The sequence below is a fragment of the Bacillus sp. 491mf genome (genome assembly GCF_900112415.1).
GTDB lineage: Bacteria > Bacillota > Bacilli > Bacillales > Bacillaceae_G > Bacillus_A.
Genome location: NZ_FOLV01000044.1, coordinates 1 through 23,125, shown reverse-complemented (window position 1 = coordinate 23,125; position 23,125 = coordinate 1). Strand labels below are relative to the sequence as shown.

Sequence of the window (23,125 nt, the reverse complement as noted above, 5' to 3'; positions counted from 1 at the left end):
CTTCCCTTTCTATGTTTTTCTTTTCTTTTGTTTTAAACCTCGCACGTGGCAGGAATAGGCCCTGACCGCTACTATACACGGCCAGATCCTCTCGCCCACCCTAAAAGAAAAAGGGTTTTTAGGTTTTGTGCTTATACAAAATCATTTACTAACCGGCGTATTCTCTACCTTTACATAATCAGTGCTTTCCACTTCATCTTCATCATCTAAATCTACAACCGGTAAAGCCGTATGAACCGCCCAGTAATAGCTAATCAAGGAAACAATACTAACCGCTAGCAAATCTGTTGAATTGGTTAAATATCCCTTCCCTTCTCCAAACATACCGAAGTATGACACTACCATTATGGCAATGTAGTAAAAAACGAGCCATAACGATGACTTAATTTGCTGGGCTAAAGATACTTGTGAAGTTGGTACCCATTTTTTGCAGCATAGATAAATGACAAACATGATAACTTGTGAAGATAGTAACCAAGAAAGCGTTTTCCAACCAGACCAGTACACGATTAATGAGGCAATGATAAATGAAAGAGGCCCGATGATTGACATTCCTTTTACTAAAAATGGACGATTTAGCTCAGGAGTCCGTTTTCTAAGTGCCGCCGCTGTAATCGGTGCAAGGGCATAACTTAATACAAGCGCTGCAGAAACAACATTAATTAGTGCTTCCCATGAAGGAAACGGTAATGTCCAGAAAATAGAAAGAGCAAAAGTAAGCCAAAGAGCCGGTCTTGGTATGCCTGATTTTTCATCAACTTTAGAAAATACTTTAAATAACGTTCCGCCTTGAGCCCATCCATATATAACGCGAGGAGTAGCTGACATATAAATATTCCCCGCTCCGCTCGGTGATATAATGGCATCGGACACGATAAAATAGGCCATCCAGCCAAGTCCTAATAAAAGAGAAATATCTTTAAATGGTAAACTAAATTCTTTACTAATTCCCGCCCAGCCGTTGCTAAGCATTTCAGTTGGAATGCTTCCAATAAAAGCAACTTGCAAAAGAACATAAACAATCGCTGAAGAGACGACAGATAAAAGAAGAGCAATCGGTATCGTTCTTTGCGGATTTTTCACTTCACTTGCAACTGATACAATAGGTGTCAGTCCTAAATAAGCAAAAATAACACCGCCGGCAGAAATGGCTGCTTGTACACCAGAAAATCCAAACGGTGCAAAATCAGCACTTGAAAAATTATCGGTATTTAAATACATTAGCAATACAACAATTGTTAATGCTGGTACAAAAAATTTAAAGATAGTTATGATTAAATTTGTTTTCGCAAATGTTTTTACACTCCAGTAATTTAACAAAAAGAAAATGACGAGTAGTCCAAATTGCATAAGCCAACCACTTACAGTCGGTAAAGTAGAGTTTTCTTGTGTCAGACTTGGCCACCAAGCTGCAGCATATTGCCTAGCTGCTTCTACTTCAATTGCGATTAAACTTGAAAATGCAATAAGAGTAATGAATCCAAGTAAATATCCGAGTATCGGACCGTGAGAATATGCAGGATAGCGAACAATTCCTCCAGCTCGCGGAAGTGCTGCCCCAAGTTCACAATATACAAGTCCTAATAACAAAATAGCAAATCCACCAATGACCCATGAAATAGTTCCCGCCGGACCTGCTATTCCAGCAACATGGCTAGCGGCAAACAACCAACCTGATCCAAACATAGAGCCAAAACCGATAAAGGCTAAATCTAGTAGTGATATTTCTCTTTTAAACTTACCTTTATTAGACATCCTAACCTCTCCTCTCTCACTTTATTTTCTTAATTTTCAGTATTTTTAACGTAGACTATCTCCTTTATTTTAACCCTCGCACGTGGCAGGAATAGGCCCTGACCGCTACCATACGCGGCCAGACCCTCTCGCCCACCCTAAAAAGAAAGGTTTTCCCAATCTTTATTTCAAGTTCACCCAAATGCTCTTCACTTCTGTATAGTTATCAAGTGCATAAGAGCCCATTTCACGGCCAATACCTGATTGCTTATAACCACCAAACGGCGCCGCCGCATCTTCTAAGTTGTAATCATTTATCCACACTGTACCAGCTTTTAAACGATTCGCTACTTGGTGTGCAGTTTTAATATTTTCTGTCCATACACCTGCAGCGAGTCCAAATGGTGTGTTATTTGCTCTTTCAATTACTTCTTCTACCGTATCGAACGGCAGAACTGCCACTACTGGACCAAAAATTTCTTCTTTGGCGATAATCATATCATCTGTAACATCAGCAAAAATAGTTGGTCTGACGAAGTATCCTTTTTCAAACACCTTCGCACCGCCAGCTGCAACTCTTGCACCTTCTTCTTTTCCTTTTTCGATATAATGTAACACGCGTTCTTGTTGCTTTTTCGAAACAAGCGGTCCCATTTCTGTACCTGTTTCCATTCCTGCACCTAGTTTTACATCGTTCGCAAGTTTCGCTAATTCTTCCACCACTTTTTCATAATGCTTTCGGTGAACGAATACGCGAGATCCTGCACTGCAGTTTTGTCCATGGTTGTACATAATCCCGTTAAAAGCACCAGTAATTGCTTCTTCTATATTTGCATCTTCTAAAATAATATTTGGTGATTTTCCTCCAAGCTCTAACGTCACATGTTTAATTGTTTCAGCTGCTTGGCGCATAATATATTTACCAGTATTAGTCGAACCTGTAAAGGCTACTTTTTCAATATCATGATGATTCACAATTGCTGCTCCTGCTGTTTGACCAAATCCAGGAACGAAATTAACAACGCCGTCCGGGAAGCCCGCTTCTTTAAAAAGCTGCGCCGTATATAACAGAGATAACGGTGTTTGCTCAGCAGGTTTTAAAACGATTGTACATCCTGTCGCCAATGCTGCTCCCATTTTCCACGCCGCCATTACTAACGGATAGTTCCATGGAATAATTTGCCCAACAACCCCAATCGGTTCATGGCGTGTATAGTTTAAATAGTCCTTTGAAATCGGCGTTGTTTGCCCAAGTATTTTCGTCGCCCAGCCAGCATAGTAACGGTAATGCTCTACTGTTGCTGGAATATCGTCATCTAGTGCTACTTGATATGGTTTTCCATTATCAAGCGCTTCTAATTGCGCTAACTCTTCTTTATGCTCGTCAATTAAATCAGCCAGCTTGTAAATTAAATGTGCTCTTTCAGCCGCACTCAAGTCAGGCCATGCTCCTTTTTCAAATGCTTTTCGTGCAGCCTTTACTGCTAAATCAACATCTTCTTCCCCGGCTTCACTTACGAAAGCAAGCACTTCTTCTGTTGCTGGATTATACGTTTCAAACGTTTTGCCGCTTATCGATGGTACAAATTTCCCATCGATAAAGAGTTCAATATTTCCTTCTAAAAAAGCTTTTACCCTCGGCTTTAATTCGATTTGTGTAGTTAACATATTCCTCTCCCCTTTACATTTTATATCCCACTATGCGCAGACATCCGAAGAAGATCAATTTCTTTAATTAACCATCAACGGGGGATAATTCCCCCGTTGATGGATTTTTCACTTTATGCACGTGAAACAGCAGTTAAACTCGCTAAAATATCCTTAAGCTTTTGATCTTCCTCAGGTGTCAATCCTAAACGAGGATAGCGTGAAGGTCCTCCTGCCTGCCCATTTAATTCCATTGCACGTTTCACAATTTGTACGTATTTTCCTGATCCTTCAAGAAATTCACATAGCGGTAAAATACGATCATTGATTTCCCAAGCTTCTTTTAACTCACCGTTTTGGAAGTGATTAAACATTTTTGTAACAAGCTTTGGCACAACATTCCCCGCAACAGAAATCCAGCCTGTTGCCCCGACTGAATAAGACTCCATAACTAAATCTTCTGAACCACAGAAAATTTCAATGTCCCCTTTACCTTGTCTAACAAGATCTCTTGCTTTGCGGACATCTCCACTTGATTCTTTAATATGGGTAACTCTCTCACATTCTTTTCCGATTCGTAGCATCAATTCTGTACTCATATCAACGCCTGATGTAAACGGATTGTTGTACAGCATAATCGGTATATTCACTGCATTTGATACTTCTTTAAAGTGGAAATAAATCTCTTCCTCTTTCGGCTTGCAGTAATAAGAGTTAATAATGAGCGCACAATCTGCCCCATGTGCCTCTGCCTGTTTCGTGTATTCAATTGTTTCTTTTGTTGTTTCAGCTGCAGTCCCTACAATAACTGGAATGCGGCCGTTCACTTCTCTTAATACAGTTTCAACCATTTGAAACTTTTCTTCTTTTGATAAACTTACAAACTCTCCAGTACTTCCGTTAATTACAATCCCTGCAACGCCTTGATCTATAAAGTAATTCACATTATTTTTTACGCCGGCCCAATCAATCTCTTGCTCCTCATTCATTGGTGTAATTAATACTGGATAAGCTCCTCTAATTGTTGTCATTTCTATTTCCTCCTCAATATTTTTTTACTATATATACAAGTTAAAAAAACGACATGAAAACCCCTTTCTTTTCGGGTAGGCGAGAGCATCTGGCCGCGCATAGGAACGGTCAGGGCCTTTTCCTGCCACAGGCAACGTTTCAAACAAAAGGAGAAAACAAGTAGCGTTCATGTTGTATTCTTCATAGAAGCAACTTATGTGCCGAAAAATGAAAATGTATATATAGCAGGCATAATAACCTTAGATAAAGTGAAACTTCCGTCAGTGGGGGTTTTCTTCATCCCCCACTGACGGTTAGTTGAACCAATTGGGCTTTTACGGGCAGTTATCCCCCACCTATCTTCTTTGCTTCTCTCTGAATCTTGAGGTGGGGGTCTTACTACCCACGAATAGCGGGATAAGTTAGACAATCATTATTATTAATCTATAAATCTCGCTTTTATTATTTCAGTAAAAATCCAGCAGGTAACGGATCTGTCGGATCTAATACGAACATTTGCATCCCTGTAATGAAACCGCGACTTTTTAAAGTGAATTTGTATCCATCATCTGTTTGTTTCGCCACTTGTACTGTCAAAGTACTACCAAAAATACTTTCATTTACAAAAGGTGGCTCTAAGTACAATCTTCCTTTAGAAAGTAAACTTGTAATGCATGCCTTTGTTGTTTCAAAGCCAGGAGAGCGAACGATATACTGGTCTTCACGAAACGTGATTGTTTTAATCCGTCTCTCTTTTAATTGCGAATCATCCATTAAAATGATACCTCTTACTGGAAATTTCGACTCAAGAGCCCGGTGCATCTTTTGTCCCCATCTCTTCAATTCAGACAGTTCCTCAACACGAATCTCTGCAGCAATATCGTCTTTCTCAAACACTGCATATAACTGCTCAGCTTGTACAAGGGAGAACTGTGTATTGACATTCGAATGAGACAATGGAATGTTCGTTTCTACTACTTGACACGGTTCACTTTCAATCACCACTGAAACTACTTCATCATCCTCGATCATAGCGGTAACGGAAATCACACCTCTCTGCGTTTCGATTTTATATTCATTTGACGCTCTCGGCTTTAAATGACCGCATTCCAATAAAGCTGTAATAACAGCAACAATGCCGCCGTAATGGATCGGAACCGTTCCTTCATGATTTAAAAATAATACCGCGGCATCTGCTTCTTCGCTAATCATTGGAACAACAAGACAGCCATTCAACCCAGCAAATCCGCGGGGTTCATTCAATAAAAGGTAAATTTCATCTGCAAATACATGCATAAATTGTTCATTTAACTGCTCTAAATTTTGATAATGAATGAATGGCACATCTTTAATAACACGAAATGCTTCTCCAGCTACGTGTACATCTGTCGTTGAATAGGTCTTCTGAATTTTCATTTCACGTCCTCCGTTTCATGCTCCATTGGCGGAATGAGCAGAAAGCCTTCTTTAAGTGGATCTTTCTCATTGTAGAAGAATCGGTGCATTCCCATTAACCAAGCAGATCCAGTAATTTGGGTTACAACAGCCTCAACCCCTTCCACATCCGTCGTTTCCAATACGCGTCCTCTAAATAAGGAGCCGACAATGCTTTCATGAACAAACTCTTTGCCAATTGAAATTTCTTGATTCGCATATAGGACAGCTAATTTTGCAGAAGTGCCTGTTCCACATGGAGAACGGTCGATTCCTCCCGGAGGAACAATCACTGTATTTTTCACATCCGCTTCCTCATGAGTTGGTTCCGTGAAAAACTCGACATGAGTTAACCCTTTAATAAACGAATATTGCGGATGAACGATTTCAACTTTTTCATTAATGGTATTTCTAATATTGATTGCAGTTTCAATTATGTGAGAAGCATTTTCTGGAATTAACTCCAATCCAACCGCTTTCGCTTCAATGATTGCGTAAAAGTTCCCGCCATACGCAATATCGGCATCTATACGTCCAATTCCCTCGACATCAACGGAAATGCTTTTTAAAAGAAACGCTGGGATATTGCAAAAAGACACTTCTTTTGCTTTCCCATTTTCTATTAAAATATCCACTTCAACGAGTCCAGCTGGCGTATCCAACTTTAAAGAAGTAACCGGCTCCTGAACAGGAATCAATCCAGACTCAACTAGAGCTGTGCACACACCAATCGTGTCATGTCCACACATTGGCAAATAGCCACCTGTCTCTATGTAAATCACACCAATATCTGCTTCTGGATGGCAAGGATCTGTTAATAAAGCTCCAGACATAACATCATGACCACGCGGTTCATTCATTAACAGTTTGCGAATCCAATCATATTCCTTTTTCATATGGAGCATTTTTTCTGACATTGTTTCCCCAACTAGTTTTGGAAGGCCGCTAATTAATGTTCTCGTTGGATTCCCACCTGTATGTGTATCAATCGTTGTAAAGACTCTTTGTGTCCTCATCGGCTCAACATCCTTTCTGAAAATCGGTTAATGCTAAGCGGATCAACAGGAATAGACGTTTCTTTTTCGTTAATGAGTTCTTCTACTATTTTTCCTGTTACTGCTGCGAGGCTAATACCGTCCCCTTCATGGCCCGCCGCAATATAATAATTTGGAATTGTATCCACACGCGACACGATTGGCAAATGATCCTCCGTCCATGGCCGCAATCCTGCATAGGAACGAATGACCATCATATCCGCCATTTTCGGATAAAACCGGATTGCCCGGTTCGCAATACATTTAATGACTTCATTATTTACTGCCGTATGAAAACCGACAAACTCTCTGCTGCTGCCAATTAAAAAGTTTTGACTTTCTGTTGGCTCAAAGACAAGAGCGACTCCGTATTTTTCAGTTAGTGGATCGACAACGCGCTTTCCACCAAACTTGGAAATTAAATAACCAAACTCCATTACTTTTCGGGACCCTACATGCTGCTGCCTTGAAGCGACGATAATATGCCCTTTTCTCGGTTCAATCGGTATTGACAGATCGAGCATCTTTCCTATTCTAGGTGCCCATACACCAGCCGCATTAACGACATGATCCGCAGTAAAAGTTCCGTTTGTCGTTTCTACAATAAATGAACCACTTTCTTCTTTTTTCATTTGTTTTACTTCTGTATGTTTGAAAGCTTTAGCTCCTAATTTTTTTGCTTCTTCTAAAAGTGAAAAAGCTAAAAGATACGGGTTCACTGTGGAATCAGTGGCGCATTCTAGCCCTCCTAATAAATCATCTGCAAAAAAAGGAGACTCTTGCCGAATATCCTGGCGGTCAAGCATTCGAAATGGTAAACCAGCAGCTTTTTGACGATCTACCCATTTTTGCGCTGCTTCCATCTCCTCCTCTGATTCACAAACAAGGATGCTTCCCGGAGCACGATATTCAAATGAATGTTCTAATTCTTTGCTTAATTCATCCACTAAGTTTTGACTAAACAACGACATTTGACTATCAAAACCTGGGTCTTTATCAATCGCCAAAATATTGCCGTCACATCTTGAAGACGTGCCACTAACAAATTCCCCTTTTTCAATTATCGTTACGTCTCTTCCGTATTTAGATGCATAATAAGCAATCGAGCAGCCAATAATCCCCCCACCAATGACTAACACGTCACAATGTTTCACATGACATTCCTCCTCTCGATGAAATGACCTCATTGCTTAAAAATGCAATTCGTGTGCCAATTAACGTAAAACTCTCAAAATGAATCATTATTTCTTCCCTTGCTACTTTATCCTGCTTTAATGAGCAATAAGCCCCCGCCTCGAGATGAAGAGTAAAATAAGAAAGATGAGCAGGGGATAAAAACCACCCACTGATTAAAGTTTCACCTTATCGCAAAACATTTTAAATTTTTTGTAAATAAGTGTATAATTCCCTTTACAGTGTTAATATTTTTTTACAGTATGGGAGGGGTCATTATGTTTTCATTGCCTTCAGTAAAAGAAATAATGAAACAATATTTAATAGATATATCATTCGATACACAACAGATCGAACAAAAAAACGGGGAATTTTATTATCGTTCAACATCAAACACACCTGATGTTCTATGCAAAGTCGTATATGAGGATGATTCATTATTCACCTTGATTCAGGCATTTAGTCATCATTCCACAGTTATTATTCTTGATACAAACAAACATCCAGTAGGCTGTATAACAGCCGCGCAACTCATTCATTTTCTTCATAGCTCTTATAATCAATTAAAAGCCTTTTATGAAACTGTCACTCAAACGACAGACTCTTCTGTCACGGTCATTGACGACAAAGAACGTGTTCGTACATGGACAGAAGGAGCCGAAAAAATATTCTCGGTTAAGCAACAAGATATAATTGGCCGCCCCATTACGGATTTCTTTGATTATAAAAATCTAGAAATCTTACAATCTCTACATAAAGGAAAACGCATAGTAGGACAACATCATCAACCTCAATCTGATTTATTTGTCTTAATTAACTCTAATCCCGTTTACTTTAACGACCAAATTATCGGTGCAGTTGTTTCAGAAACAAACATTACAAATCAAGTTGTACTGAATGAGAAGTTATTTAATATGTCCAATGAAGTACACCGTCTAGAACAAGAAGTAGCAAAATATAAAGATTCATCCGATCCCTTTCATTCTATTAAAGGAAAAAGTGCCGCCCTGCAAAGAACAGTAGATTTAGCTAGAAGAGTATGTTCTGTAAAATCCACTGTTCTCATATTAGGCGAAAGCGGCGTCGGAAAAGAGGTGTTTGCTAAAGCAATTCATGAAGCAAGCGAGGAACCGAAAGCGCCGTTTATTTCGATTAACTGCGGTGCGATACCGGCATCTTTATTTGAAAGTGAGCTATTCGGATATGAACGTGGCGCTTTCTCTGGCGCTGACAGTAAAGGAAAAAAAGGAAAAATAGAACTAGCAAAAGGCGGGACATTGTTTCTTGATGAAATAGGCGAAATGCCGCTCGAAATGCAAGTAAAGCTGCTACGCGTGCTGCAGGAGCGGAAATATTACCGGGTTGGCGGGGAAAAAGAAATCAACATCGACTTCCGTATCATCGCTGCCACAAATCGTGATCTACAAGAATTAATGAAACAAGGACAGTTCCGTGAAGATTTATATTACCGGCTAAATGTAGTGAGTCTACATATTCCTCCTTTAAGAGAGCGGCAAGAAGATATTATTGAATTAACGCATTATTTCTTACATGATTTTTCTTTAAGTTATCAGCGGCCCATTCATGAATTCCCGCCAGAAGTCATGCATGAACTGCTTCGTTATGATTGGCCTGGTAATATTCGCGAATTGCGTAATATTATAGAGCGGCTTATCGTATTTTCGACAGATGGCGTAATCAAAAAAGAGTATTTACCCTTCCATACAAAAAATATCGGCTTAGAAGACACGGTAAAGACTGCCAATCATGTACTTCTAGAAAATGATTGCACTATCATGCCATTACAAGAAGAAATGGATCAACATGAGAAAAAGATCATTGAAAGAGCGTTACATATTTTAGATGGCAATAAATTAGAATGTGCAAAACAACTCGGTATCACAAGAGCTACTTTATATAATCGCTTAAAGCGACTTGGCTTAAATTAATCCTCTTCCTCCTCTATATTGGCACATTTTTTGCATAATATTTTGATGAACAACAATGGAGGAGGAATTCAAATGGGGAACAAAGATAGCATTGTAATTTGCCGTTGTGAAGAAGTTACTTACGGACAACTTCATGAAACAGCAAATCAACATAAATGCACAGCAAGAGAATTAAAATTAAGAACACGGGCAGGAATGGGCTTTTGTGGAGGCCGCACTTGTAGAATTGCATTAGATAACATTATTGAAAGTGTCATTCCTAACACCTCACCTAGTGAAATTCCGTTAAAATATCAGCCCCCAATTCGGCCAGTAACATTTGGAACAGTAGGTGAAAAACAATGACTAGAATTATGAATCATCCCATTTTAGGGAATTTAAATGATAGAGAACGTATTTCTTTTCAATTTGATGGCGTTGAATATGAAGCATATGAAAATGAAACGATTGCCGCTGCTCTTTTAGCAAATGGAATCAGAAAACTACGTGTTCACGAAGATACCGGAACGCCTAGAGGAATTTATTGCAATATCGGCCACTGCTTAGAATGTCGTGTAACTGTCAATCACCAACCAAACGTAAGAGCTTGCTTAACAGTCATTGAAAAAGATATGGTCGTTGAAAGCGGGAAACAGCATCCGAATATTGTAAGAAGGATGGTGGAAAAGCGATGATCGATGTAATTGTAATTGGAGCAGGCCCAGCAGGATTAGCAGGAGCTATCGCCGCGGCGGAATTTGGTCTTAAAGTAACCGTTATTGATGAATTTATAAAGCCAGGTGGCAGATTACTCGGCCAACTTCATCAAGAGCCTTCTGGGGAGTGGTGGAATGGAATTGAAGAATCGAGACGTCTTTATCAAAAGGCGCAGCAATTAACGGTCGATATTCGTTGCGGCGTATCTGTTTACAATTTAACGAAAGAAAATAACCTATGGAATGTGCATACAAGTTGCGGTACGCTAGAGGCACCATTTGTATTAGTAGCTACTGGGGCCGCTGAGTATCCTATCCCACTGCCGGGCTGGACCCTTCCTGGTGTCATGTCAATCGGTGCAGCGCAAGTCATGACAAATGTTCACCGCGTCCAAGTTGGCCAAAAAGGAATCATTATCGGAGCGAATATTTTATCATTTGCGATTTTGAATGAATTACAACTAGCTGGCATAACAGTTGATCGCATTGTGCTTCCGGAAAAAAATGCTCTTAGTAAACAAGCTGGTGACCCTGAAACAGTCATGAAGTCTCTCTTAAATGCAGCGCATCTCGCTCCATCACCGCTACTACGCATCGGAAGCCATTTCATGAAGAATGACTGGATGAGAAAAGTTGGTTTAAACTTTTATCCGAAAAGCGGTATGAAAGTAAATGGTACTCCTCTCCAACTTCGAAAAGCTGCACTCGAAATTATCGGTAAAGATCAAGTGGAAGGGGTACGTATCGCCAATATTGATGCAAATGGCAATGTTATTCGTGGATCTGAAACAATTTACAATGCAGATTTCGTTTGCATTGCAGGCGGCCTATATCCGCTAGCAGAACTTGCTGCTGTTGCTGGATGCCCGTTTCAATACATTCCTGAACTCGGTGGCCACGTCCCTCACCATTCAGAGACGATGGAAACTCCTCTTGACGGGCTATTTGTCGCTGGTAATATTACTGGCATCGAAAGCGGTAAAATTGCCATGTCCCAAGGAACAACAGCAGGAATATCAATCGCCAAACATGCCGGAAAAGGACTTGGTACAATTGATCAGAAATTACAACAAGCAGTGCAGCATGTCCGCACCGTTCGCAAACAAGCTGCAATCCAATTCAATCCTGAAATTGATAATGGTAGAAGCAAAATGTACGAACTTTGGGAACAACTCTATTCAAATAACAAGACCTCTAAAAAAATTGTGTAATACAATAAGAACTCCCGAAAGCCTTAATTCTGACGGGAGCTCTTATCTATTCTTCTATCATTACGCTGCAGTTACTGAAGAGTGTTTTAGTTTTAGCTTTCGCTTCTTCTTCTTGTACCACCACATGTATATGCCAGTAAACATTAACATGGATGGTGTAAGACCACCAATCACATATAAGACTTTTGTAAATGAACTACCAAACGTTCCTGTATGTAATGGTTTAAGCCATGTTTGATACGTCAGTCCATCATCCACCTTTGGATCTTGTTTCGCCAACACTTTCCCGCTATACTGATCAACCCATATTTTCACATTTCCATTCCCTGGATCATACGAGCGACTCAAGCGAATTTCCACAACACCCTCAACTTTTCCTTTTTTCGCTTTCGCTGGCATCCTTACTTGCGTAATAGTCCCTTGAGGAACCGCCTTTTCAGCTTCACTTAACAAGTAATCAAAAGGGAGTTTTCCTCCTGAAAGAGACTTAAAAATAAGTTTCTCCTTCGGTGGCATGACACTAGTTTTTGCTCCGATCCACCCAAAAATTGTCTTATCATATGTAAAAAGTGCACCTGTTAATGACACCGCTAATAAAAATGGCATAGCAATGATCCCAATGACTTTATGTAGATCATACTGTTTTACATATGTATTCTTACTGCGCCGTATAACAAAACCACGCATCCACTTTTTAATTCCAGGCCACCATAAATACAAGCCAGATAAACTAATAAAAAATAAAATAAATCCAATAATACCAATAATCTCTTTACCGTTAAAATCTTTCAGAAGTAAATGATAATGAATTTCCTTGACTTGATTAAAAAACGATTTTTCCCCTAAATCTCCATTTATGTTACCAGTCCCTGGATCAACGTATACAGATTTTGTCCCTTTTCCTTCTTTCAAATTAAACAAATAAATCCCTTGAGAGTGTGGATCATCTGGCGTATACACACGCTGAATTTCTCCCTTTTGGTATGTGCTTGCTACCGTTTGCAAAGCTTTCTGATACGTAACCGGTTGCCCCTTCGTTATTTTGTATAGATCAGGATAAATCATACGATTCAATTCGTTGTCAAAGACAAGCAAACTTCCAGTCAATCCAATTAGCACAATACATATACCAGCTATCATGCTAAGGCATAAATGAACATTCCTAACCAAACCACGAACCTTCATAAAAGTCCCCCTTAATGAAATGAAAAATCAAATTAATATTAATAATAATGATTATCAATGTCAATGGTTTAGGAAGATATACTTGAAAAGCAAATTTTGACATCTTTTTTTGATGTTATAACAATTAATAAAAAAAGCAGTAATTCAAGAAAACTTGAACTACTGCTTTTTACTTAATTGATTTGTAGGTTGTTCCAATCTTCTCTTAATAAGCCAAATACATATACGTCATGAAATGTGCCAAATCTAAAAATTTCATTGCGAAAAGTGCCTTCTTTTACAAAATAACATTTTTCATAAGAACGAATTGCATTGGCATTGAAGCTGAACACTTGCAGTTTGATTTTATTAATGTGAATGTAATTAAAAATGAATGAAATCAAAGTGTTCATAGCATCTGTACCAAAGCCTTTATTTTGCCATTGTGTCCCGATAGAAATGCCAACAAAACAAGTGCTATTTTTCCAATTGATTGCGAAAACACCGCATGAGCCAATCAGTTCATTCGATTCCTTCTCAAAAATCCCAAAAATAAACTCTTCCTTTTTAGCACTAATACCATTGAAAAACTTCGTATAATCTTCCGATGTTGACGGGAATGGAATATCGTCATTTGCAAGTAATAACGCACCTTTTTCATTTTCAAGTTCAGCAAAGCGTTCAAGGTCGCTTTGTTCCATTTGTTTTAATATAACTGTTTGACCTGTTAAAAAGTGATTAAAAAACTGTTTCATGTTATTCTCCCTTTATTAAGGGGTGCAGCCGGAGATACAACCCCTTAGATTTTTTGTTGATTAAACAAAACATCTACTGCCATTTTCGCAAACATATTCACACCCCCTCTTAGTCAATACTTCAAATCCAGCTTATAAATATGTATTTGAAAATAGATAACGATTCTTGACATTCCACCTTCCGAAATAGATCAACTGTATTATCTCTACACAGATAGGCTCAATGTGAAAGCATACGCCCTAGTCTAAATGTACGGTGCAATTATATAACCCTGAATCCCAATTCTCCTTACGCAAACGCCCTGCTAGTTTATATGCATCTGCTATTCCAGCTTGATCAAGAGAAATATCGGAACTCCCCTGTGCTCTTCTTTCTTTATTCCACGGTGTACTTCCGTGACGAATGATCCCTATTCTAGTCATGTGAAAACCTCCGAATTATGAAAAATGAACTTAGTTTGAAGTATCATTTCTCGTCCTAAGCTCATCTCGTTCTCTTTAGCACAATATACTACTGCAATGCGTAAAATAAGTCCTAATATTGAAAAAACACTACACAAAGCCGCCCCGATTCCCATACCTTAAATAGATGGAGTAACCCATACTTTATACATCATTTTATCCCCAAGCCAAACTGTATCCGTATGAACATGAAATTGGTCAATACTGGCCAAGTGAAAGGCTAAAACATAGGCAACTTTCTCGTCCGGGGTTGTATATCCATTAAATACTCCTGCATACATATCGTTACTAATAGAACATCCCCATTCTTCTGCTTCCCAAAGCGTATCAAAAATCATATGATCTTGACGACAATTCGGCTCATGCCAACGAATGCTCATAGAGAACCCTCCGTTGAATATTGATATTCTATTGCTTGAAAGATTTCTTTTCTTCGCTTTTTCCATATCGATAATAAAAATAATAGAGAAGTACGATCGCTAAAACTCCTACTCCAATTGACATGTATAGAGGCCATTCCCATCGGAGATAGCCTCTTATACAAACCATAAAAACCGTTAACATTTCAAAGCAAAATAATACTTTTATATTTTTCATCGGCTACTCCTTATATTTAATTTTCTATTCTTACATAAGGGTTCCCTTGCAAAAGTAGCTCCATGAACTTTTCTTTCTCTTTTGGCATTGTAATCATATGCACTTCAAAATTATCGCCGTACGTAACTTCTAAATTTCTCTTACTTTTTCCAACAAACCGAATCACCCGAATGCTTGCAAGCGGAATTTTCTTCTTTATGAGCCAATATCCTGTTACGAGCTCACCATTAATAATTTTATGTTGAAACACAAATATGTCTAAAATCTGAATAATATTTACAGCTAGACATAAGATTCCTGCTACAAATGCCATTAGCCATCCTTGTTCGTTTAGTATAAGTGATATAGCAGGGGAAATTACGATGAATAATAACATCAGAAACATACCAAATATTATAATGGGGTTCTTTTTTATGTGAAATACCATTTCCATCACCTCTTATCCATATAATACCATTAATTGTTAATAAATTCAGAAAAAAGAAGCGCTCTTCTATACGCTTCTTTCCTTCCATTCTCTCGCTAACATACTATATACCGCGATGTCGTGATAATGATCATATAACCATTCTCCATCACGCATCATTCCATCTAAATGAAGGCCAAGTCGTTCTGGAATGGCACGGCTCTTTACATTTTTTACCCCGCAATGAATTTCAACTTTATTTAATTGTAATACCTCAAAAGCATAACGGAGCACAGCCTCTACACTTCGCGTCATAATTCCTTTTCCGCTTGCTTCTTCTGCAAGGTAGTAGCCAAGACTTGCCGCTTTCTTTCCCCAATCTACCGGATGAGTACCGACCATTCCAACAAGTTTTCCTTTATAGCGTATACCTGCTTGAAAACCATTTCCATCTGCAAATTGATGCAGCCACATTGGTAAAATTTCATTGTATCCTTCAGCTGATTTTGTGCGATCGACCCACGGAAGCCATTCTCGTAAATGTTCTCGGTTGCTGTCCACTAATTCGTACAACTCATCTTTATGATGCTTTTCTAACAATTGTAATTGGATTTCATCATCGATTCTTAGTGTAAACATTGCTAAATCCCCCTTTTTATTTTCTTATTATTCTAACATCTTAATTTGTAAATTGTTATAAAAATTACAGATTTATACTACTTTTTTTAACACGTAATACAAAAAATCCCGAAGAAAGAAGAACACCGCTAATTACTAAAATCATTCCGAGTACTTGTGCCGAAGTTATGTTTACACCGTTGAGGAAAGAAACAATCATTGTTACAACTGGAACGAAATTAAAGAACAATGATGTTTTAGCAGCCCCAATTTGAGCTACCCCATTATTCCACCATAAATAGCCTAATACACTCGTTCCAATAGCCATAAATAAGATGGAAAGCCAAGCGAAGAGAGGAATATCCATGATTGGCACTATATTTTTCTGTACAAAAGAAATGCTAATAAAAGCGATTGCTCCAACAATCATCGTATATGTCGTTGTGTGCATAGGACTTCCACTTTTAATCAACTTTCTACCTAATACACTATATAACCCCCAGCAAACATTCCCCAATAAAATAAACAAATCCCCTGTGGACAAAGATAAATTCTGTATAACAGATAATGCCCCTTGTGTAATCACAAGAATCACACCAAGAAATCCAAATACCATTCCAATTGCCTGTCTTCTCATTATTTTTTCTTGTAAAATCATCCTCGCTAATATCGTTGTAACAAGTGGATTCGTAGCCATAATAAGTGAACCATTTATAGCCTCGGTATTTTTCATTCCTAAAAAGAAACAGAAATTAAACCCAAATACCCCAACTATCCCAAGCAACATGTAGTAACCAATATTCTGTTTACACTCTTCCCATTTTAAATTTTTTCTAATTATTAACATACCTAACATAACAAACGCCGCTACCCCAAAACGCCATGCAGCAATGTGAGTAGCTGAAAAATATTGTACTGCATATTTTGAAACATTAAATGTTCCACCAGTAAATAATGCAAATCCAAGCAACTGTAGATACACTTTATTTTTCATCATCGTCCTCCAAGTACTTTTCTCCTAAAAAATCATAATAAATCTCTAATTTTTGTTCTGTAAGTTGAATTACTCGTTCTAATTGTTTCTTTTGCACTTCTATCTTTTTTAAATGATCATTTAAAATGGAAATGCGTTTTTTTATTTTCGACGGCACTTCTTCTTTTCTTTGCTTAATTTCTTCTAAAATACAACCGTCACTCGCAAACTCAGCAATTTCCTCTAATGACATTCCCGTTTGTTTTAAAGAATATAGAAATTGTAAAAACTGCACATCTCCATCTGTATATTGCCGAATACCACTATTTCGTTTTGGCGGCGGCACTAATCCTAACTTTTCATAATAACGAAGTGTATGAATGCTCATTCCTGTTAACTCTGCAACTTTGCCAATTGTATACATCATATCTCCCCCTTACCTTCCACAACTTCATCTTATAACCTAGAGTTGACTCTAGGTCAATAATAAAAAAGGTTTGTCCAAAAAATTCACTTTTTTAGACAAACCTTTTTACTATTCATGTGTAAGCATAGAAAGTATATATATCTTCAATTATTATTTTCTCAAAATCGTAATATCTGTCGTACTTCTTCTACACTTAAACCTGTAAATTTTGAAATATCTTCTAAAATCATTCCGTTTGTATGCATGCCCCGAACTAGTTTTTTTCTTTCTTCTTCTCGACCTTTTTCTAATCCTTCTTCACGTGCGTGAGCTAATTTTGCTTGCTCATCTAAAAGTAATCGTTCGCGCGCTTCATATGCAAGGCGAAATGAGGAGTCATGACTCATGTTTTCCCATTTATTCATCGCTTTTTGTAAAATTGGATCTTGATTCATTGCAATCTCCTCAATGTTTTTGCTAAATATTCATCTTCATGTGCAGGTAACAACAACATCCAACGAAAAAAAGACGTGCACCTCTACACGTCTTTTTCATTTTCTTATTTTTTCTCCGCCACTTGTACTTCCTTTATATAAGCAGCTTCAAACTTTTGAATATCACCAGCGCCCATGAAAATAAGTACGCCGTTTTTATGTTTCTTTAATACTTCTGTCGTCATAACTGTAACAAGCTCTGCACCATCAATGCGTTGCTGCAAGTCTTGAATTGTTAATTCTCCTCTATTTTCACGTGCAGAACCGAAAATATCACATAAATATACTTGATCTGCTTTACGTAAGCTTTCTGCAAATTCATCTAAGAATTTTTGTGTTCTAGAGAATGTATGCGGCTGAAATACTGCTACGATTTCACGCTCTGGGTATTTTTGGCGAGCTGCTTCAATTGTCACGGTAATTTCCGTAGGGTGATGTGCGTAATCATCAATAATTACTTGCTCACCTACTACCTTTTGGTTGAAACGACGCTTTACACCGCCAAATGTTGTTAACTGATGTTTCACAACTTCAACATCAATGTTTTCATAATGACAAAGGGCAATAACCGCCAATGCATTTAGCACGCTATGATTGCCATAACCTGTAATTTCGAACGTTCCATAATACGTATTACGAACAAAGACATCAAATCCAGTGCCATCTGTTCTTTTTTGAATGTTACGTGCCTGGAAATCATTATCCTCGCCAAATCCATAGAAAATAACTGGTACTTTCGCTTGAATCTTTTGAAGTTCTTCATCATCACCACACGCAATAATCCCTTTTTTCACTTGCAGTGCCATCTCTTGGAACGCACTAAATACATCATTAATGTCTGCAAAATAATCAGGGTGGTCAAAATCGATATTTGTCATAATTGCATAGTCTGGATGATATGACAAGAAATGACGACGGTATTCGCACGCTTCAAATGTAAAATATTCACTGCTTTCTGCTCCAAATCCTGTTCCATCACCAATTAGATAAGATGTAGGATTAGCACCTTGCATCACATGTGATAATAAACCTGTCGTTGATGTTTTTCCGTGAGCACCCGTTACAGCGACACTCGTATACTTACTCATAAGATCGCCCAAGAAGTGATGGTAACGATAAATAGGTAAATTTAATTCTTTTGCATATTCAATTTCCTCATGCGTATCAGGAAATGCATTTCCTGCAATAATCACTTGTCCTTCTTCAATATTCTTCTTATCAAAAGGTAGGATAGAAATCCCACGCTTTTCCAACGCTGTTTGCGTAAAAAAGCGTTTGTCTACATCAGAACCTTGAACAGTATGCTTCATATCATGTAATATTTGCGCTAAAGCACTCATCCCTGTCCCTTTAATCCCTACAAAATGGTAAACTGTCATCTTAAAGAACCTCCAACATTTCGAACTATTCCAACGGTCTATCTATAAGACAGTATATGATTTTCTTCTTATTTTGGTAATCATCTCGAATTGCTTATAATCACGTCCAAGCCCCCGTATAAGCCCATAACAAACCTATTATAGCAAAAAACAATCCGTTATACTATGATAACAGAAAAACTGATAGGGTCAATTCCCTACCAGCTTTTCTATTTATTCAATTGTTTAAAAATGATTATTCCTCGCTTAACATTTGGAGAGAAACAAAGACGTTTCACTTTACCCCGCATTAACGGGCAGTAATACTCCCACGTCAAGGTTGAAATAGAATCATTGTCCAACTTCGCTTTTCTAAAGAAGATATGCGGGGGAATAACTGCCCGTAAAAGCCCGATTGGTTCAACTAACCATCAGTGGGGGATAAAGCTCCCCCACTGATGGAAGTTTCACTTTACTCCGCGTCTTCTCTTGCTTGTAATTCAACTCGTTCTAAGCGCGGGTTTGGACGATATTTACGTCCTGCTTTCGCTTCTGGTTTACCGTTTAATTCTACGTTATCACCTGTAAAGCCAATGTTCATTTTCAATAAGCTGCTGCCGACACCATAAATGTCAACCGGAACATTTTGTGTTTCAAACTCACGGATTCGTTTTTCATCAAAGCCGCCGCTTACTACGATATTCACGTGCTGGAATCCTTCTTCATCTAATGCATTGCGAAGTGCAAAGATTAGAGATGGATTCACACCGCGCGGATCAAATGTGCCAAGTACTTCTGGATGACGAATGAAATATTGGTCAATCATCGTACGCGATGTATCTACACGTACTCCTTTTAGTTCTGATCCGAACTCACGAGCAACACGAAGTGCATCTGTAATGACATCGTTATTGTAATCGATTAATACGACTAGCTCATCTTCTGGAAACTTTTTATGATATGCTTTCGCTGCTTCTACAACATCACCATTAAACATTTGAATTAAAGCGTGAGGCATTGTTCCCATTCCGCTTTTGCCCCACCATTCATTCATCGCATGCGTTGCCTGTGCGCTCATACCACCGATATAAGCAGCATAACCATCACCGGCTTGTTGTGTGTAATGATCATCACGGTCACCCATGAAAATAACAGGTTTTTCTGTTTGACCGCTGCGCGCCGCTTGAACAACGTTATATACATTTGTTGCCACAGAAGTGCGTCGTCCTAAAATGCCATCAATAACACCTTCTAAATAACCGAAATATTCATATGGCCCGCGAATCGTTAATACCGTTTCAAACGGACTTACTTTATCCCCATCTTTTAAAGTGTGAATTTCAAGTTCTTCAGGATGCTCCGCAAATGTTTGTAATAAAGCAAGTACTTCATCTGTTCCGCATAATACAGCGTGTTCCTTTTGGAAAAATTGCATTGTCACAACACTTTCCGCTCGAAATTCTTTAATAATATCACGAGTTTTTAAGAAATAAACGGCTGAAAACCATCCTTCACCAACGCGCTCATCAAACTTGAACGTCTTATTTGTCAGTCGATTTATTTCACCTTGTAATTTTAGTTCGATTTCTTTCATGTCGCTATACTCCCTACTTTACTATCCAACGTTTTCTCTTAGTATACAGCAAAACCTTTTCTTATACATGTATATCCTGCATGGCAGCAAATTCATCTTCTGTAATAAGGACATCTCTTGGTTTTGTTCCGCGTGCTTCCGAAATAATCCCTTGTGCTTCCATTTCCTCAATAAGACGAGCGGCACGGTTATAACCAATACGGAATCTTCTCTGTACAGAAGACGTGGACGCTCCCCCTTGTTCTACAACAAATTGACATGCCTCAAAGAACAGTTCATCCTCAGATTCTTGTTGTTCTATTTTTGCCAATAAGTCTTCTTGCTGGAATAAATAATTTGGTTTCATTTGACGTTTCGCATGCGCAACAGACTTTTCAATTTCCTCATCTGAAACATATACCCCTTGCACACGAACTGGTTTTGACGTTCCATTATCTAAAAATAACATATCACCGCGTCCGAGTAATTTCTCAGCTCCGCCAATATCAATGATTGTACGCGAGTCTACTTGCGATGATACTGTAAAAGCAATTCGCGTTGGAATATTTGATTTAATTAATCCTGTAATTACATCTACAGATGGACGCTGCGTCGCTACTAATAAATGAATTCCACAAGCTCTTGCTTTTTGGGCAATGCGGCAAATTGCTTCCTCAACATCGCCCGGTGCAACCATCATTAAATCAGCTAACTCATCAATCACAATGACGATATACGGTAACGTTTCACCTGGAATTTCTTGTTCATTCATAATTGTATTGTAACGTGTTAAATCACGCGCACCTGCATGTGCAAACAATTCATAACGGCGCTCCATCTCATCTACTGCCCATTTTAAGGCTGCCGTTGCTACTTTTACATCCGTAATAACCGGTGCAACAAGATGCGGTACAGAATTATACGGCGCAAGTTCCACCATTTTCGGATCGATTAACATCAGCTTTACTTCATGCGGCTTCGCCTTATATAAAATACTTGTTAAGATTGCATTAATACATACGCTTTTTCCTGATCCTGTCGATCCGGCAATTAAACCGTGCGGCATTTTTCGAATATCCGTAACAATCGGTGCCCCTGAAATATCAAGACCAAGTGCGACTGTAAGCGGTGATTCACTTTTCGTAAATACTGGACTTCGCAAAATTTCTCGAAGAAATACAGCTTTACTTTCTTTATTTGGCACTTCAATTCCAACTGCACTTTTACCCGGAATTGGCGCTTCAATTCGGATATCACGAGCTGCTAAGTTCAGTTTAATATCATCACTTAAGTTCGTAATTTTATTTACTTTCACACCAGGCTCTGGCTGTACTTCAAAACGAGTAACGGCTGGTCCTTGCGTCACATTCACAACTTTTGCACCAATATGGAAATTATGGAATGTCGTATTTAACAACTCTTTTTGTTCCTCTAACCACTCAGCAGCATTTGTCGTGGGATGACTTGGAATATTTAAAAGTGTTAATGGTGGAAACTCGTATGTCGGCGGCGCTTGTAAAACATTCCGAACGTCTTGCGCTGTTTCCACAACAACTCGGTGCGTCATTTCTTCTTGCACTGGTTGCTTTTCTACCTCTATATTTTGTTTTTGCTCAGGTTGCGTCTGAACAGGTTGCATTGCCATTGCAGCGCGACGCTTTTCTTCTAACATCTGTTTATCTTGCTTCAACATCACTACATTAAACGGAACGAAACGTTTCTTCTCACGTTTTGGCTCTTCAATCACCTTTTCTTGTTGCTCCGCTTTCACTTCCGGCTGTTTCTTAGCTTCTATTTCTTTTTCTTCTATTAGTACATCTGCAAAGCTTTGTACAGCTTGCTTTGTTTGCTCATCAGCTTGAACAAATTCTTCCGTTTGTTCTTGTGTGAAACTTTCTGCTTCGGATACTTCATCAAACTCTGCAGCAACCACGGATTCTATGTCTAGTGATACGTCCGCTACTTCTGTTTCCTCGGATACTTCAGCTTCAAATGATTCTTCTATCTTTTCGGAGTCCTCTTGAATAACAGATTCTTCTACGATTGAAGTTTCTTCTTGCATATCGGAGTCTTCGATTGTTGAAGATGCTTCTACCACTAGCTCAACGTCTTTACCTTCTACAGTTGATTCTTCCCTCTCGGCAGATTCCTCTGTCTCCAGATGTTCCGCTGTAGTAGCAAGTTCTTCCGCTTCGATTGTTTCACCTACTAGTAATTCTTCTGTAGTAAGTTCTTCTTGCTCCGCTGACTCCACTGTCGTTTCTTCCGTAATAGGCTCTTCCGCAAGTTCTTGTTCAGCTGATTCTTCTTGCTCCGCTGGCTCCTCTATCGCTTCTTCTATGACTGGTTCTTCTGCGACTTCGCTTACAAGTTCTTCTTCAGCTGGTTCTTCTTGCTCCGCAGGGTCCTCTGTCTCTTCTTCCATGACTGG

General features: G+C 38.7%; 20 protein-coding genes and 2 pseudogenes. 4 read left to right on the top strand and 18 right to left on the bottom strand.

Annotation, left to right across the window (positions count from 1 at the left end; translation table 11 throughout):
* Positions 1-141: 141 nt before the first annotated feature.
* The 6 genes from BM211_RS22550 to BM211_RS22520 form a co-directional block, all read right to left on the bottom strand.
* The gene (locus BM211_RS22550) at positions 142-1,755 is read right to left on the bottom strand and encodes an APC family permease (protein ID WP_090999671.1); all 1,614 of its coding nucleotides are present in this window, start codon (positions 1,753-1,755) and stop codon (positions 142-144) included.
* Between the two features lie 162 nt (positions 1,756-1,917).
* A complete protein-coding gene (locus tag BM211_RS22545) occupies positions 1,918-3,402 on the bottom strand; it encodes an aldehyde dehydrogenase family protein (protein ID WP_090999669.1) in 1,485 nt (494 codons plus the stop codon).
* Between the two features lie 113 nt (positions 3,403-3,515).
* Entirely contained in the window at positions 3,516-4,412 is an 897-nt protein-coding gene (gene dapA, locus BM211_RS22540; RefSeq protein ID WP_035435802.1) for a 4-hydroxy-tetrahydrodipicolinate synthase, read from the bottom strand.
* 442 nt (positions 4,413-4,854) lie between these two features.
* Positions 4,855-5,808 (bottom strand): proline racemase family protein, encoded by a 954-nt coding sequence (locus tag BM211_RS22530; RefSeq protein WP_090999666.1) that lies wholly within the window; start codon positions 5,806-5,808, stop codon positions 4,855-4,857.
* Positions 5,805-6,842: a proline racemase family protein gene (locus tag BM211_RS22525; RefSeq protein WP_090999664.1), complete on the bottom strand. Its 1,038-nt coding sequence runs from the start codon at positions 6,840-6,842 to the stop codon at positions 5,805-5,807. The genes BM211_RS22530 and BM211_RS22525 overlap by 4 nt, the downstream gene beginning before the upstream one ends.
* Positions 6,839-8,014 (bottom strand): NAD(P)/FAD-dependent oxidoreductase, encoded by a 1,176-nt coding sequence (locus BM211_RS22520; protein WP_035435811.1) that lies wholly within the window; start codon positions 8,012-8,014, stop codon positions 6,839-6,841. The genes BM211_RS22525 and BM211_RS22520 overlap by 4 nt, the downstream gene beginning before the upstream one ends.
* A gap of 294 nt (positions 8,015-8,308) precedes the next feature.
* Here BM211_RS22520 and BM211_RS22515 point away from each other — a divergent pair, with 294 nt between their 5' ends.
* The 4 genes from BM211_RS22515 (at position 8,309) to BM211_RS22500 (ending at position 11,888) form a co-directional block, all read left to right on the top strand.
* Positions 8,309-9,982 (top strand): sigma-54 interaction domain-containing protein, encoded by a 1,674-nt coding sequence (locus BM211_RS22515; RefSeq protein ID WP_035436358.1) that lies wholly within the window; start codon positions 8,309-8,311, stop codon positions 9,980-9,982.
* Between the two features lie 72 nt (positions 9,983-10,054).
* Positions 10,055-10,327: a (2Fe-2S)-binding protein gene (locus BM211_RS22510; protein WP_035435814.1), complete on the top strand. Its 273-nt coding sequence runs from the start codon at positions 10,055-10,057 to the stop codon at positions 10,325-10,327.
* Positions 10,324-10,656: a (2Fe-2S)-binding protein gene (locus BM211_RS22505; protein WP_035435817.1), complete on the top strand. Its 333-nt coding sequence runs from the start codon at positions 10,324-10,326 to the stop codon at positions 10,654-10,656. The genes BM211_RS22510 and BM211_RS22505 overlap by 4 nt, the downstream gene beginning before the upstream one ends.
* Positions 10,653-11,888 carry an NAD(P)/FAD-dependent oxidoreductase gene (locus BM211_RS22500; protein ID WP_035435820.1) on the top strand — a complete coding sequence of 412 codons (1,236 nt, stop codon included), beginning with the start codon at positions 10,653-10,655 and terminating at the stop codon, positions 11,886-11,888. Before BM211_RS22505 ends, BM211_RS22500 begins: the two co-directional genes overlap by 4 nt.
* Positions 11,889-11,948: 60 nt before the next feature.
* Here BM211_RS22500 and BM211_RS22495 read toward each other — a convergent pair whose 3' ends face one another.
* The 12 genes and pseudogenes from BM211_RS22495 to BM211_RS22435 form a co-directional block, all read right to left on the bottom strand.
* Complete coding sequence (locus BM211_RS22495) at positions 11,949-13,073, bottom strand: PepSY-associated TM helix domain-containing protein (RefSeq protein WP_090999663.1); 1,125 nt, start codon at positions 13,071-13,073, stop codon at positions 11,949-11,951.
* 173 nt (positions 13,074-13,246) lie between these two features.
* A complete protein-coding gene (locus BM211_RS22490; protein ID WP_035435825.1) occupies positions 13,247-13,807 on the bottom strand; it encodes a GNAT family N-acetyltransferase in 561 nt (186 codons plus the stop codon).
* Positions 13,808-14,083: 276 nt separating this feature from the next.
* Positions 14,084-14,230 (bottom strand): annotated as a pseudogene (locus tag BM211_RS22485) (histidine phosphatase family protein); the annotation flags it as partial.
* Positions 14,231-14,388: 158 nt separating this feature from the next.
* Positions 14,389-14,649 (bottom strand): hypothetical protein, encoded by a 261-nt coding sequence (locus BM211_RS22480; RefSeq protein ID WP_035435829.1) that lies wholly within the window; start codon positions 14,647-14,649, stop codon positions 14,389-14,391.
* A 233-nt stretch (positions 14,650-14,882) separates the two neighbouring features.
* Entirely contained in the window at positions 14,883-15,242 is a 360-nt protein-coding gene (locus BM211_RS22470) for a PH domain-containing protein (protein ID WP_218160822.1), read from the bottom strand.
* 117 nt (positions 15,243-15,359) lie between these two features.
* On the bottom strand, positions 15,360-15,911 hold the full coding sequence (locus BM211_RS22465; RefSeq protein ID WP_035435837.1) for a GNAT family N-acetyltransferase: 552 nt from the start codon (positions 15,909-15,911) through the stop codon (positions 15,360-15,362).
* Positions 15,912-15,975: 64 nt separating this feature from the next.
* Complete coding sequence (locus BM211_RS22460) at positions 15,976-16,884, bottom strand: DMT family transporter (protein WP_090999659.1); 909 nt, start codon at positions 16,882-16,884, stop codon at positions 15,976-15,978.
* A complete protein-coding gene (locus BM211_RS22455) occupies positions 16,874-17,287 on the bottom strand; it encodes a MerR family transcriptional regulator (protein WP_090999657.1) in 414 nt (137 codons plus the stop codon). Before BM211_RS22455 ends, BM211_RS22460 begins: the two co-directional genes overlap by 11 nt.
* Before the next feature lie 161 nt (positions 17,288-17,448).
* Positions 17,449-17,798: pseudogene (locus BM211_RS22450) on the bottom strand (Rpn family recombination-promoting nuclease/putative transposase); the annotation flags it as partial.
* A gap of 30 nt (positions 17,799-17,828) precedes the next feature.
* Positions 17,829-19,142, bottom strand: coding sequence for a UDP-N-acetylmuramate--L-alanine ligase (murC, locus tag BM211_RS22445; protein ID WP_090999654.1), 1,314 nt, complete (start codon positions 19,140-19,142; stop codon positions 17,829-17,831).
* 451 nt (positions 19,143-19,593) lie between these two features.
* The gene (locus BM211_RS22440) at positions 19,594-20,715 is read right to left on the bottom strand and encodes a nicotinate phosphoribosyltransferase (protein WP_090999652.1); all 1,122 of its coding nucleotides are present in this window, start codon (positions 20,713-20,715) and stop codon (positions 19,594-19,596) included.
* A 61-nt stretch (positions 20,716-20,776) separates the two neighbouring features.
* Positions 20,777-23,125: DNA translocase FtsK (locus BM211_RS22435; protein WP_256217190.1), on the bottom strand; the 2,349-nt coding region annotated here is incomplete at its 5' end.

Bases quoted from the DNA above. Each gene is read 5' to 3' on its own strand.
- BM211_RS22550 (WP_090999671.1), bottom strand. From the start codon at position 1,755: ATGTCTAATAAAGGTAAGTTTAAAAGAGAAATATCACTACTAGATTTA.
- BM211_RS22545 (WP_090999669.1), bottom strand. From the start codon at position 3,402: ATGTTAACTACACAAATCGAATTAAAGCCGAGGGTAAAAGCTTTTTTA.
- dapA (WP_035435802.1), bottom strand. From the start codon at position 4,412: ATGACAACAATTAGAGGAGCTTATCCAGTATTAATTACACCAATGAAT.
- BM211_RS22530 (WP_090999666.1), bottom strand. From the start codon at position 5,808: ATGAAAATTCAGAAGACCTATTCAACGACAGATGTACACGTAGCTGGA.
- BM211_RS22525 (WP_090999664.1), bottom strand. From the start codon at position 6,842: ATGAGGACACAAAGAGTCTTTACAACGATTGATACACATACAGGTGGG.
- BM211_RS22510 (WP_035435814.1), top strand. From the start codon at position 10,055: ATGGGGAACAAAGATAGCATTGTAATTTGCCGTTGTGAAGAAGTTACT.
- BM211_RS22505 (WP_035435817.1), top strand. From the start codon at position 10,324: ATGACTAGAATTATGAATCATCCCATTTTAGGGAATTTAAATGATAGA.
- BM211_RS22500 (WP_035435820.1), top strand. From the start codon at position 10,653: ATGATCGATGTAATTGTAATTGGAGCAGGCCCAGCAGGATTAGCAGGA.
- BM211_RS22495 (WP_090999663.1), bottom strand. From the start codon at position 13,073: ATGAAGGTTCGTGGTTTGGTTAGGAATGTTCATTTATGCCTTAGCATG.
- BM211_RS22490 (WP_035435825.1), bottom strand. From the start codon at position 13,807: ATGAAACAGTTTTTTAATCACTTTTTAACAGGTCAAACAGTTATATTA.
- BM211_RS22480 (WP_035435829.1), bottom strand. From the start codon at position 14,649: ATGAGCATTCGTTGGCATGAGCCGAATTGTCGTCAAGATCATATGATT.
- BM211_RS22470 (WP_218160822.1), bottom strand. From the start codon at position 15,242: ATGTTATTATTCATCGTAATTTCCCCTGCTATATCACTTATACTAAAC.
- BM211_RS22465 (WP_035435837.1), bottom strand. From the start codon at position 15,911: ATGTTTACACTAAGAATCGATGATGAAATCCAATTACAATTGTTAGAA.
- BM211_RS22460 (WP_090999659.1), bottom strand. From the start codon at position 16,884: ATGAAAAATAAAGTGTATCTACAGTTGCTTGGATTTGCATTATTTACT.
- BM211_RS22455 (WP_090999657.1), bottom strand. From the start codon at position 17,287: ATGTATACAATTGGCAAAGTTGCAGAGTTAACAGGAATGAGCATTCAT.
- murC (WP_090999654.1), bottom strand. From the start codon at position 19,142: ATGACAGTTTACCATTTTGTAGGGATTAAAGGGACAGGGATGAGTGCT.
- BM211_RS22440 (WP_090999652.1), bottom strand. From the start codon at position 20,715: ATGAAAGAAATCGAACTAAAATTACAAGGTGAAATAAATCGACTGACA.